Genomic DNA, 13,249 nt, shown 5'->3' with positions numbered 1-13,249 from the left:
CCGAAGAATTAATTGTTCTTCGGCATTTTTTATAGAATTAAAATAGATCTAAGTTTTATCAGCAAAGGCAAAAATGTTTCCCAGTTTTATACTAGAATATCCACTGCTCTTTATTTTTGAAGAATTGATCATAGCTTTGGCCAAAACCTGCGTTGGTAAAGGTTTATGGCTTTCTAAAAGCCCAATTTTATTGGCGAATTTAATGATTCTTCCGCCCAAAACTTCGCCATTCCTTTCAGAATCTTTTCTTTCTAGCATTCCCGGTTTGAAAATGGTGATTTTATTGAAATGAAGCTGTCTCACGGCATTTTCCAATTCGCCCTTCATTCGAGAATAGAAAATTTTAGATTTAGAATCTGCACCATAAGCTGAAACGAGAACAAAATCGTCCACGTTATTTTCTTTTGCCGATTTTGCAAAATTATACTGATAATTGTAATCTACTTTCCATTGCGCATCCCTACTGCCAGCATCTTTCAGCGTTGTGCCAAGACAAGAAAAAGCAACGTCTCCGGCAACAAGATTTTTCCATTGATCAGGTTGATCAAAATCTACGACATGAATTTTTAGTTTGTCATTATATATTCCTAGGGGTTTTCTAACGAAAATATCTACAGCTGTGTAGTCGGGATCATTGAGGAGTTGCTGTACCAAATCTTTACCCGTGGCGCCAGTAGCCCCAATAATTAATGCTTTCATGATTGAAAAATTTGTGGTTACTCTAATTTAAAAAAAAAGATTTAGAATAAAAGAATTTATTAAATATTTAAAGCAAGCATCATTCCGAAAAAATATAAATGGAAGAAATAGGAGACTCGTTTATGATTATTTGCTTTACAAGAATAATGCTGAAATCTAAACATTATCTTAGAGCTTGTTTAAAGTTTATCAAAATTATTTCCGACTAATTTTTTTTTAAATAGAATCTTAGAATCAATTTTTATTTTCAAAGCTTTTTAACTTATGTTTAACTTCTTATTATTGCTATTGTAGCAAGGATATAAAACTATTAGCCGTACATTTATCAATTAAAAATTAATGTAAGATGGGTATATTTGATATGTTTACGGAAGAGATTGCAATAGATCTAGGAACGGCTAATACCCTGATAATTCACAATAATAAAATCGTTATAGACCAGCCATCTATTGTAGCTATCGACCGTTTGACGGGTAAAGCTATTGCTGTAGGAACACAAGCAAAATTGATGCAGGGTAAAACTCATGAAAACATTAAAGTAATAAGACCTCTAAAAGATGGCGTTATTGCAGACTTTCATGCCTCTGAACACATGATAAAAGAATTTATTAAACAAATTTCTGAAATCAAGGGTAAAATAGTAAAACCAGCACTGAGGATTGTTATTTGTATTCCCTCCGGAATAACTGAAGTTGAAAGACGGGCAGTAAGAGATTCTGCCCAAAAAGTTAATGCAAAAGAGGTAATATTAATCTACGAACCAATGGCAGCAGCTATTGGAGCAGGGATTGATGTAGAAAGTCCTGAAGGTAACATGATTGTAGATATTGGCGGAGGTACTACAGAAATTGCGGTGATTGCGTTAGGTGGAATAGTGGTGGATAAATCATTGAAATTAGCAGGAGATGTTTTCACGAATGATATTTCGTATTTTATAAGGTCACAACACAATCTGGATATTGGCGAGAGAACTGCAGAAAGAATTAAGATTGAAATTGGTTCTGCTTTGGAAGAATTAGATGTGCCGCTAGATGATATTTCAGTTCAAGGAAAAGATTTGATTACAGGTAAGCCAAAAGAAATTATGGTAAACTATAAGGAAATTTTCAGAGCATTAGATAAATCTATTATGAGAATTGAAGATGCGATTTTGGAAACCTTGTCTATAACTCCTCCAGAACTAGCAACTGATATCTACAAAACAGGAATTTTTCTCGCTGGCGGTGGCGCATTGCTAAACGGATTAGCTGATAGAATTCACAGAAAAACAGGATTGCCCGTCTTCGTCGCCGAAGATCCTTTGAGAGCTGTTGTTCGTGGAACAGGAATAGCACTTAAAAATAATAATAAATTTAGATTCTTGATGAAATAGAAAGAAGTTTTACCAATCTGATTTATTCATCTTATTTAAAATGTATTTATACAATCTACGCATTTTGCATAAATTATCTAATGTATATTATTTTTCTATGAATAGGTTTTATAACACTTTTTTAGCTGTAAAAACCAATGATTACTTTAAAATAACAAGTCTTTTAGATGATTTTGAACAGATAAAAACAGATTCTAGATTCCCTTTAGAAGAGAATTAAATGTTATTAATATATTGTAAAATTATTTAGAAAAACACAGAATTTCTAGACGTTGTTTTTTACTTTTGCATTTCTATTTCTACAAAACTCATGACCAAAGAAGAATTGCTACACAAGGCTATAAAGATTGCCGACAAGGCTCACAAAGGACAAAAAGATAAATACCACGCGCCTTACATCGCACATGTAATGCGTGTGATGGAATACGGTAAAACGACAGATGAAAAAATAGTTGGCGTTCTTCACGATGTGGTAGAAGATAACCTCGACGAGTTCAGCATAGAATACCTACGAAATGAAGGCTTTCCCGAATACATCCTTTTCGCTATCAATTGTTTAACAAAATATGATCCAGAAGAAATTTATGATGATTTTGTAAAACGTACAGAACGTTCACCTCTTGCTGTTGCAGTAAAACTTAATGATCTTCGTGATAATATGGATCTGAGGCGTGTAAACCGTGAACTAACCCCAAAAGACATTCAACGTTTTAATAAGTACTTGAAGGCTTACAGATATCTTTCAGAAAAATACTAAAGCAGGAATTCTTCAGAATCTTTTTGATATGAAGTTAGGCTTCATACCAATTTTGATCAATTTTCAGTTCAGAAATTGTGAATTTTAATGCTGATTTTAGGGAATAGTACACAATTTCCTTTTGCAAATAGTTTTTATAATCTTCATTTGTACATCATAGAGATTTTTGGCAATCTGCTGTTTCTCTTACACATTATACATTTTAGATATTTTCAAATTCATAAATTAAAAAAGACTCACTTCTATGAAGTGAGTCTTTTTATATTAACGATTCAAATTATTTTGTAGCTTTCACGTCAACAGAAATTTCAATGTCTTTGCTGATCATCCATTCAGCAGGATCTGTTTCGTCTGTACCGAATTTGATTCCCCAATCTGCTCTATTCACAGTAAATTTAGCTTGTACTGCAGCTGTACCTTCAGCAACATCTACTTTTGCAGGGAAAGAAACATTTACAGTTTTCCCAAGAAGTGTAAGGTTTCCGCTTACAGTTTTGTTGGCTCCAGCCACAGCATCAGCCGGCGCAGTAGCAAGATCTGCAACGCTGGTGATTTTGAAATCTGCAGTCGGGAATTTGGTAACGTCGAAGAAGTCTGGATTTTTAAGGTGACCTTCAAGATCGGCTGGTTTTTTATCTTTTTCAGTAACAGATGCAGGGTCTACTTTAAGAGAAGCCATATCGATTACAAAGTTACCAGCAGTAAGTTGCCCACCATCTACGTTCAACTCACCAGACTGAATAGAAAGTGTTCCCCATCTTGGTGCAAAACCTCCTTTGTGAAATGCCTTCCAGTTTACCTTAGACGCAGCTACATCAGCTTTCAAAGCTTCTCCTTTGCCCTCTGCAACGTTTTGCTCTGTACCTGTTTTTGCAGCATCTGCTGATTTGTCTTTGTTACAAGATGCTGAGAGTAAACCTACAGCTACCAATGCGATTACGCTTAGTTTTTTCATATTAATTTAATTATTTAAATGTTTTAGAAGTGATAAATATAATAATAATTATACTATTTACCAATCTTTCAGTTATTAATGACGCAAAGATAGTAGGTCTGCAAGCAAATAAACCTTACCATACATCAAGAAAATATCTTAGTAAAGGCTTTTTATTTCATTATTAATACAATCTACATCAAACCGAGAAATCTACTTTCTTAGACTGAATTTTTACTATTTTAGCAGCTTCAAAAATACTTCATGAAGACTGTAAATTTCATTCAAAAAAAACTCAATATATCCGATAAAAGCATTAACGCTACTCTAAAATTATTATCAGAAGACTGTACTATACCATTCATTTCAAGATATAGGAAAGATGCTACTGGAAATTTAGATGAAATTGAAATTGAGCAAATATCTAAGCTCAATAAACAGTTTGAAGATATTATAAAGCGAAAAGAAAGTATTATAAAATCAATAGAAGAACAAGAATCTTTATCTCCAGAATTGAAACAGAGACTTGAAGATAGTTTTGATATTCAGGAATTAGAAGATTTGTATTTACCATTCAAAAAACGTAGGAAAACAAAAGCTGATGCTGCAAAAGAAAAAGGTCTTGAGCCCTTGGCGAAAATCATCATGATTCAAAAAGATCAGGATATTAAGTTTTTAGCTTCAAAATATGTAAATGATCAAGTTACTTCGGAAGAAGAGGCGTTACAAGGCGCAAGAGACATCATGGCAGAATGGATTAACGAAAATATGTACGTCCGTAAGAATCTCCGTAGACTTTTTCAGCGAAAAGCGGTTGTAAACTCAAAATTGGTAAAAGCAAAAAAAGATGAGGATGCTGCACAAAAATTTTCACAATATTTTGAATGGGAAGAAAGTTTGAACAAAACCCCATCACACAGACTTTTGGCAATGTTGAGAGCTGAAAAAGAAGGTTTTGTAAAAATAAACATCGAAATAGATAAAGAGGAAGCTTTAGAATTTATTAAACATGCGATTATTAAATCTAAAAATGAAAGTTCGGAACAGGTTGTTTTAGCCATAAAAGATTCTTATAAAAGGCTTCTTGAACCAGCAATTTCAAATGAAACACTACAAGAAGCAAAAGAAAAAGCAGATAAAAAAGCCATTGAAATATTTTCTGAAAATTTGAGCCAACTACTGCTCGCACCACCTTTGGGTGAAAAAAGAATTTTAGCAATCGATCCGGGCTATAAAAGTGGTTGTAAAGTAGTTTGTTTAGACGAAAAAGGAGATTTACTACACAATGAAACAATTTATCCTCACGCACCACAAAATGAAAGCGGAATGGCGATGAAAAAAATTCGTTCTATGGTAAATGCTTACAACATTCAGGCTATTTCAATAGGAAACGGAACAGCTAGCCGTGAAACAGAATTTTTCATTAAAAAAATAGCATTTGATAAGCCTTTACAGGTTTTTGTGGTTTCGGAAGCAGGAGCATCGGTTTATTCTGCCAGTAAAATTGCCAGAGACGAATTTCCAAGTTTTGATGTGACGGTTCGTGGTGCTATTTCTATAGGTAGACGTCTTTCTGATCCGCTTGCAGAATTGGTGAAGATTGATGCTAAATCTATTGGTGTAGGCCAATATCAACATGATGTAGACCAGACTCAGCTAAAAAATGAATTAGATTCTACTGTAATGAAATGTGTAAATTCTGTAGGAATTAATTTAAATACTGCAAGCAAATCATTATTAAGCTATGTTTCTGGGATTGGTGAAAAAATGGCTGAAAACATCGTGAATTACCGCACTGAAAATGGAGCATATGAAAACAGAAAACAACTGAAAAAAGTTCCGAGATTGGGAGAAAAAGCCTATCAGCAAGCAGCAGCATTCGTAAGAATTACCAATGGAGAAAATCCTTTAGACAATTCTGCAGTACACCCTGAAGCTTATAAAATAATCGAAAAAATGGCAAAAGATTTAGATATAAAAACTAATGATTTAATTGCCAATAAAGAGAAAATAGCTTTAATTGAAGCTGAAAAATACATTACAGAAGAAGTAGGAATTTTAGGAATAAAAGACATTATAAAGGAACTAGAAAAACCAGGATTAGATCCCCGAAAAGCGGCAAAAGTATTTGAGTTTGATCCCAATGTTAAAAAAATAACAGATTTGAAAACCGGCATGATCTTACCCGGGATTGTTAATAATATCACTGCTTTTGGATGCTTTGTAGATTTGGGAATTAAAGAAAGTGGGTTAGTACATATTTCTCAGCTAAAAGAAGGTTTTGTTTCTGATGTAAACGAAGTCGTGAAACTGCATCAGCACGTTCAGGTAAGAGTAACGGAAGTAGATGAGGCAAGAAAGAGAATTCAGTTGAGCATGATTTTGTAGTCTTTAAAATTTCACATAAAAATGCTAAAATTATTATCTATTTATCAATAAATTTCTTATGCGAAAAATAGCTTTTTAATGGAATTTAAGTTTTATTAATATATTGAAAAAAAATACACTTTTATAGTATAATTTATTTTTAATCGATTACCTTTATCAGTAAAAATACGATTACATCAACATTTATAGTCTTTTTTGAAAGCTTATAAACAAAGATTTGAACAAGAGCAAACTTATTTTTATTTAAAATTTACACAGAAGTGTGCATTTAAAAACTTAGGCAAAATAGCTCATTATATATATTAAGAATTAGAAATTTACACTAAGAAATGACCGGGAAAATTATTGGGGTGGGCAACTACATCCCTTCAGAAACAATTACCAATTTATTTTTTGATAAGCATGTTTTTATGAACGAACATGGCATTACCTTAAAAGAAGACAATGCTACTATTACCAGTAAATTAATGAAAATTACCGGTATTGAAGAGAGAAGATACGCTGCAAGCAACCAAGTAACTTCAGATTTGGGTTTTATAGCTGCAAAGAAAGCGATTGAAAACTCCGGAATTGATCCTGAAACTTTAGATTATATTATTTTTGCACATAATTTTGGAGATGTAAAAATCAATACGATTCAGTCTGATATGGTTCCTAGTCTCGCTTCGAGAGTGAAGAATTTACTTAAAATTAAGAACAATTTTTGTGTAGGTTATGATTTATTATTCGGTTGCCCTGGTTGGATTGAAGGTGTCATTCAAGCCAATGCATTCATCAAATCTGGTATTGCAAAAAGGTGCTTAGTTATAGGTGCTGAAACGCTTTCTAGAGTTGTTGACATTCACGACAGAGATAGTATGATCTATGCAGACGGTGCTGGTGCAGTGATAATTGAAGCCAATGACAGTGATGATTCTGGTATAAAATCTCACTTATCTGCTTCTTTTACTTTAAATGAAAAAGACTATTTATACTTCGGAAAATCTTATAACAATGAAGCTTGTCAGGATACAAAATTCATCAAGATGGATGGCAGAAAAATCTATGAATTTGCCCTTCTCAACGTTCCTGTTGCTATGAAAAAATGTTTTGATGAGAGTGGTTTCGCAATCAATAAACTCAATAAAATCATTATTCATCAAGCAAATGAAAAAATGGATGAAGCCATTGTTAATCGTTTTTACGAATTGTACGGTATTTCTACTCCTCCGGAGATTATGCCAATGGTCATTAATAAACTCGGGAACAGCAGCGTGGCTACCATTCCTTCGCTTCTCACCATGATTATGCAAGATGAATTAGAATCTCATAAAATTGAAAAAGGCGACATCGTTTTATTTGCATCTGTAGGAGCTGGGATGAATGTAAATGCAATTGTTTATCAATTTTAAAACTTCAAAATTTTATCAATCTGCATGGTTAAGATAATTAATTTTCTCTACAATCATGCAGATTTATTCTTACATACCTAGGCTACATTCTGTCTACAAATTCTTGTTCTTCTTTTGAAAGTAAAATAGTATTTTCTTTATCATCTTTTACAAGAATATTTTCCCAAATGCTTTTGCTAAAATCTACTCTGTTTTCAAGACCTTTTTTGGTAGATTCTCTGAAAGTGTTGTAGATGATTTCGGTTACAGCTTTTCTCTCATCTTTTTTATCTTCGTAGATGACATAAAATTTGCTTCCTTCTTTTCTTTTCATTGAAGGCAGATAAGTCCCATTTTTCTTATAAAATTCGTACGTTACCAAAACATCACCTAGCTGATATTGGAATTCTTTACCGTCTGTATTTGTTCGGTTGTAAGGTTTGTAACCAGCCTGTTGATAATTCATGCTGAAAAAAGTAATTGCTTTATCCGCTTTGTTGTATTTAAATTCCCCTTCTATGATGATGCCATTTTCAGATTTTACTTTCACTTTTATTAATTGCTCATCACCATCTTCGGCAAGTATTTTACCAGAACTTTTAGATTCTTTCAATTTCATATTTCCCAAAATCCTGCTGACTTCAAAAGAAAAGAAATAATCACCCATATCAGCATGATTGAAGTCATTAGTTTTAGCATTAAAGAGGGCATCAGATTTTGCTTCCTTTTTATATTTTACATTATTAAGCTGTATTTGAAGAATATCGTCGTACTTTTTTCTTATCCCATCTTTGTAATTATAAGAATTGCTTTTTGTCCACAATTTAGCCTCAGTAATGACCATGAAAAACAATTGGTCATTATTAAAACTTTTAGATTTGTAGGTTATATCGTATACAGATGGTTTATCATAATAACGTTTGTTGTAATTCTGGTGAAGATCTTCAAATAGAGATTTCAGATCAACACTTCGGATTTTTACCTCGTCAAGCTCTCTTACAGATGGTTTTAGTTTAATTGTACTTTTATATAAAGCTAAATTTACTTTATTGTAACCCACTGCAGATACTTCAATATTAGCAGCTGTACTTTCCACTGGTGCAAAACCGTCGTCGTTGGTATATAGAATCTGATCTTGAATAATAATTCGCGCGTTAAACAATGGCTTACCATTTTCAGCATCCAAAACTTGTAATTTTTGCGCCTGAATAGATACAGAAAATAAAATCAATATTGAAATATATCTCATAAAACAGAATTTTTCGATTCTTACGTAAGTAAGACAAATATAAATTTAAAAAAAATTAAATCAATATAAATTGATATAATTATTGATATTTACAACCATTTATTTTTTTTAAAACTACGGTATCATATCAGCAGAACTATTTATTTTAGAAGAGAAAATTTTTAATCTAAAACTAAAAAAAAGAAACAAAAGCTTTATTTTAATCAATTCTAAACCTGATTTTTAATTATTTTATTTTTACCAATTTTTCTATGTTTAATTTTAAAACTTTCTGAACGGGATTAAAATTTTCAAAAATATCTGCTTCAGAATTTGATAAATAGGAATCTATATTTACAAGACAGCTTTTCACCATATCCGGACTTACCTGAAGCTGAATTGCCAAATCAGCAACCGTATTCTGCCCAGAATTTTCTGAAGAAAGTTGATTCATTATTGTTTGGCTCAGCCAATCTTTTGGTTCTACAGCAAATTCTGAAAAGCTCATTTTCAATCCTATTTCATTGCCAGATAATCTCTGGGATTTCTTTTTCTCAATCGGCCTGTACGAACTCCAGACCATGTCGCCGTGAAGACTTGTAATGATTTCGTTTAATTCAATGATTTTTATTTTTTCAGGATTTCTTGCTGCCTGTTCTAGAAAAGTTTTAAAACCAACTTTTAACATACAAGGTTCATCAAGAATTAAACTTGGAATTTCCTTTTCAAACCTTACTGCTGCCAAAAGTTCAATAGCTTTTATATCCGGACAATAAGAAGCATTTGGTATTCTTAATTTTAGATTATCAAGTATTTTTTTTATAAAATGGTGGTGCTCAACTTCTGAGCACATTAGGTAAACATAGCAAACAACCATCGCCAACATCGGGTTTTGCCAGTTGTCGGAAGCTGTTTTCTCTAAAAGCTGTTTGGGAACGTGATAAATGGCATTCTGCATATTTCTAAGCAGTTTATCCACCTCCATATTATCATACTCAAAGATGTCGAAAGCAGAATTGGGTTTTCTGAATAAAATTCTTGCCGTAGGAAATATTGGCGTTCGTTTAAAAGTTAAAAAAAATTGTGTCTGCCAATCTTCAAAAACATAGAGAGGGATTTCTCTTTTTACAGGGCCATTGTAAACCAAATAATAAATCCCCGCATCTAGCGGAGCATGAAAAACAAGCCAGCCTGCGTCCTTATCTTCTTTTATATGATTTTCGTTTAATCTAAAAAGTAAATTTCTGTTTTTATCTAAAAGCGAAAAACGCCAACCCATAGATTCTGCTACATTTTTCTGCTGATCACGAATTTCTCTGTCTGGATACCTGAAAAATATAAAAACCGAAGAACCTTCATCATATTTTTTTTCGTCTAAAGTGAAATGATCACTCCAAAATTTTGAAGTTTCTGTGTAATATTCATGTGAACTTTCCAGAAAGTAGCCCGAAATTGATGAGTATGAACCTTTATTTTCATAATTTCCGTAATAGTCTTTGTCTAGGCGAATGGTTTGTGTTTCCAGCTTTTCATTAGAATAAATATTCATTTGATACAAACCTCGTTCGAGCTGCTCAGAAATACTTTTATACTTTTCTGCTACCAGTTTTCCAACGCCATCGAAGAGTTCCAGAAAAACAAACTCACTCAGCGGACCTTCTGCAACGAAATTGAACTGATAAACTGCTTTTTCTTTAGAATTCATAATGTACATCTTTTTTACTTCCGTCTATTCTTATTGATCGGGCAAGGTCTGCTTCGCCTTTGTTATAAATTGCGTAGGAGCTTTTCTTTACAGAAACCGTCCAGCTTCCATTTTCTGTATTGCCTTCTTTGATGATATTTAAATTAGAATCCTCTAAAATCACAGTTCTGTTATTTCCCTTAAAAGATATTACAAGTGAAATTTCCTGAGGACTAAAACCCTCAATAATCGTTACATCATTTCCCGCATTATCCGCATGAAATCTTGGAATCTGAATTTTCTGAACAGATTTTGCAAGTTCGGGAAGATTGAGTTTAAGATAATTGGTAAGTGATGACGTTGTAACTTTTCCATTTTCGGCAGCTGCACCTTTCAACCCATTCATTAAAGAAGTTGTAAATAATCCTTGAGTTCTGTTATTATCAAGTAAACTTCCATTACCAGGCTGTATAACGGCTTCGAAAGCTTTATTATCAAACTCTGTTGCTGAAAATACAAACGAAACACATTCTGCCGTTCCAGCTGCAGGTTTTATATTGGCGAAAAGCGGCTGTACACCGTTTACTCCTACCATTCTGTTTCGGCAACAGTCTAAAAAGAAAAAGACTTCTTTAAAATATCCGCACTGAATTAATGTTTTTAAATATCCCGAAGATGATAATGCATAATTTCTCAAAATATCTGTCCATGGTGGTAAAACCAAAGCCGTCTCGTTCCAGTCAATCCCTAAACCGTGACCAGAGAAGTAAAAGTAAAGTCTTCTTCCTTCTTTTCTACCAGATTTGAAACCTTCAAGAATTATGGCAAATGCAGTGTCAATGGAGTCTTGAATAGGCGATAAAGGGTCTTCTTTAGACAAAATCAAATGACAGTTTTCTGCAGGTATACTTCCTTCAGTTTCGTTGGTCAACCATTGATAGAATTTTTGCGCATCTTCATCCGGACCTTGAAGTTTGCTAAGCCCTTTATAATGACTTACACCGATTACAACAGCAAAATCTGTATTGTTTTTAATCATAAATTACTGATTGATAATGTAAACCATGCTGTCTAAAGTTGTTTCTTTGTCATCATCGAACCCGCCGTGTGAAAGTGAACCGGTTTTGAAACCGCTTAATGCAGTATCATCAGATTTCGAATAAACAATTTTACCATCATCTGCCAAAAATGTTTTAATTCTGGTAAACAGATCACCAAGGTAGGGTAGATTTCCTGTAATATGTCTTTGTAATCCTAAAATACAAGCATCCCTCTCTTCTTCTAAAATACCAGAGATAAGATATAAAAGTGATCTTGGATAAAGAAATTTAACCAAATGATCTTGCTTTTCTAGGTCATCTTTCATAGTAAAAATCCTGAATGAAGAAAATCTTTCCTGTGAACTAAGAATGGCTTCATCAAACAAATCACATCTACAAGCGGGTGCAAAAAACATAATATTTCTGAATTTCAAATTACTCTTTTCAGACTTTACTATTTTAAATAATTCACAAATAACAATGGATCCTGCAGAGTGACCTACAAGGTCTATCGTTAAAGGTTTTCCAATTTCTTTCTGATATTCTTCTATTTTTTTTACAAAATAAGAACCTACATGCCAGTTTTGATAATCTCCTGTGAAATTTGATGGTTTCCACATATCAGCAGCTTTCTTCTTCATGCTTCCCCAAAGCCAGTTACCAATATTTGAAACGTAAACTTCACGCAGAATTTCTTCAATTACTGTAGGATAAAAATCGTGATCCCGTTTCTGGATATGTCTTTTGATAACATTGTATGTAATTTTCACTGATGCAGTAATGAGTTTTGCCGAACTAATGATGCCTTTTCCTTCTGTAATTTCAGCTTCCTGGTATAGAGGATTCATTAGTTTTGTTTCTTCATCAGATTTTTCTTCTGCAGCAATTCTTTTAAACTCATCATCACTTTCAATTTCTTCTTCAAGCTCAGCTTCTATTTCTGGTAATAGTCGGGCTTCTAGTTCAATTTCCGTCTTTACCGTTTCAGCATCAATTACAGAAGCAGATTTGGATGAAACATTGACATGATAATTTTGAAAAGGTTCTTCTTTATCCAACTCATTTTGTATTTCAGCTTCTTTCATTGTTTCCACCCCTTTTGAGTTGCCGATACCGTCAATCGCTTCAATTCCTAATTTTTTTCCAGCTATTTTGATGACTTTCACCATCAGTTTTTTAAAAAATTCGGACTTTTCTACGATAGACAAGTTGTGCATAACAGTTTTGTACAAGCCGGTCTCCCAAATAAAACAAATTGGGTGTGCGTCTGTATTTTTTTCTACATAATGTACTATTCGTTTGGCAGTATCCATACCGTCTTTGGCAGGAACAAGCCCACCGTGGAAGTAAAGAACAATTTTTGTTTTATTATTATCTTTCAGCTCCTTGAAAAGCTGATCTATCTCTTGTGGAGTACTGTTGAAGATGGGGTCATTTCCCGAAAGAAAACTTCCTTCTTTGCCTACATTTATATAATTATTACGGTTTAGTGTAATGTCTTGAATTCCCATGATTTAGTTTTGTTTTTATACACTAAGTTAAAAATTTTTATGCTTAGATTTTAAACAAACTTAAAAATCACTGAAAATAGTGAAATTTTGTTTTATATATTTTTTCAATGCTATGTCGGAAGGAATAGTTTTAAGAAAGAAAATATATTTTTTTGATAACGCAGAAGGGTAGTGATTTCAACATAGGTTTATAAAATAATTGCATTTCTTTAAGAGGATTTTAAATCTATGTCAAACTTTATTTATTCATTAAATGTATGCTGTCT

Annotated in this window: 10 protein-coding genes; 4 read left to right on the top strand and 6 right to left on the bottom strand. The window is 32.9% G+C overall.

From position 1 onward, the window contains the following. Positions 1-48: 48 nt before the first annotated feature. Complete coding sequence (locus BW939_RS07170; RefSeq protein ID WP_076451236.1) at positions 49-699, bottom strand: NAD(P)H-binding protein; 651 nt, start codon at positions 697-699, stop codon at positions 49-51. A 346-nt stretch (positions 700-1,045) separates the two neighbouring features. Between BW939_RS07170 and BW939_RS07165 the strand changes: the two genes are divergently transcribed. After that, positions 1,046-2,071: a rod shape-determining protein gene (locus tag BW939_RS07165; protein WP_076451235.1), complete on the top strand. Its 1,026-nt coding sequence runs from the start codon at positions 1,046-1,048 to the stop codon at positions 2,069-2,071. 310 nt (positions 2,072-2,381) lie between these two features. Beyond that, positions 2,382-2,828 (top strand): phosphohydrolase, encoded by a 447-nt coding sequence (locus tag BW939_RS07160; protein ID WP_076451233.1) that lies wholly within the window; start codon positions 2,382-2,384, stop codon positions 2,826-2,828. Positions 2,829-3,105: 277 nt separating this feature from the next. On the opposite strand, the gene BW939_RS07150 is transcribed toward BW939_RS07160, so the two are convergent. After that, positions 3,106-3,783 (bottom strand): YceI family protein, encoded by a 678-nt coding sequence (locus tag BW939_RS07150; RefSeq protein WP_076451229.1) that lies wholly within the window; start codon positions 3,781-3,783, stop codon positions 3,106-3,108. A gap of 243 nt (positions 3,784-4,026) precedes the next feature. On the opposite strand from BW939_RS07150, the gene BW939_RS07145 reads away from it, so the two are divergent. Both BW939_RS07145 and BW939_RS07140 read left to right on the top strand, forming a co-directional pair. Then, positions 4,027-6,150, top strand: coding sequence for a Tex family protein (locus BW939_RS07145; RefSeq protein WP_076451227.1), 2,124 nt, complete (start codon positions 4,027-4,029; stop codon positions 6,148-6,150). Between the two features lie 329 nt (positions 6,151-6,479). Next, positions 6,480-7,541 carry a 3-oxoacyl-ACP synthase III family protein gene (locus BW939_RS07140; protein ID WP_076451225.1) on the top strand — a complete coding sequence of 354 codons (1,062 nt, stop codon included), beginning with the start codon at positions 6,480-6,482 and terminating at the stop codon, positions 7,539-7,541. A gap of 82 nt (positions 7,542-7,623) precedes the next feature. Here BW939_RS07140 and BW939_RS07135 read toward each other — a convergent pair whose 3' ends face one another. The 4 genes from BW939_RS07135 to BW939_RS07120 form a co-directional block, all read right to left on the bottom strand. Next, on the bottom strand, positions 7,624-8,769 hold the full coding sequence (locus BW939_RS07135; RefSeq protein WP_076451223.1) for a peptidase associated/transthyretin-like domain-containing protein: 1,146 nt from the start codon (positions 8,767-8,769) through the stop codon (positions 7,624-7,626). A 226-nt stretch (positions 8,770-8,995) separates the two neighbouring features. Then, positions 8,996-10,453, bottom strand: a complete 1,458-nt coding sequence (locus tag BW939_RS07130) for a hypothetical protein (protein WP_123891552.1) — start codon at positions 10,451-10,453, stop codon at positions 8,996-8,998. Further along, positions 10,443-11,471 carry a caspase family protein gene (locus BW939_RS07125; protein ID WP_076451219.1) on the bottom strand — a complete coding sequence of 343 codons (1,029 nt, stop codon included), beginning with the start codon at positions 11,469-11,471 and terminating at the stop codon, positions 10,443-10,445. Before BW939_RS07125 ends, BW939_RS07130 begins: the two co-directional genes overlap by 11 nt. A gap of 3 nt (positions 11,472-11,474) precedes the next feature. After that, positions 11,475-12,983, bottom strand: coding sequence for a hypothetical protein (locus BW939_RS07120; protein ID WP_076451217.1), 1,509 nt, complete (start codon positions 12,981-12,983; stop codon positions 11,475-11,477). Positions 12,984-13,249: the final 266 nt, after the last annotated feature.

Origin of the sequence: Chryseobacterium piscicola (assembly GCF_900156685.1) — a bacterium.
GTDB lineage: Bacteria > Bacteroidota > Bacteroidia > Flavobacteriales > Weeksellaceae > Chryseobacterium > Chryseobacterium piscicola.
Note: the sequence above shows the minus strand (reverse complement) of the source record. Positions and strands in the feature narration are given on the sequence as shown.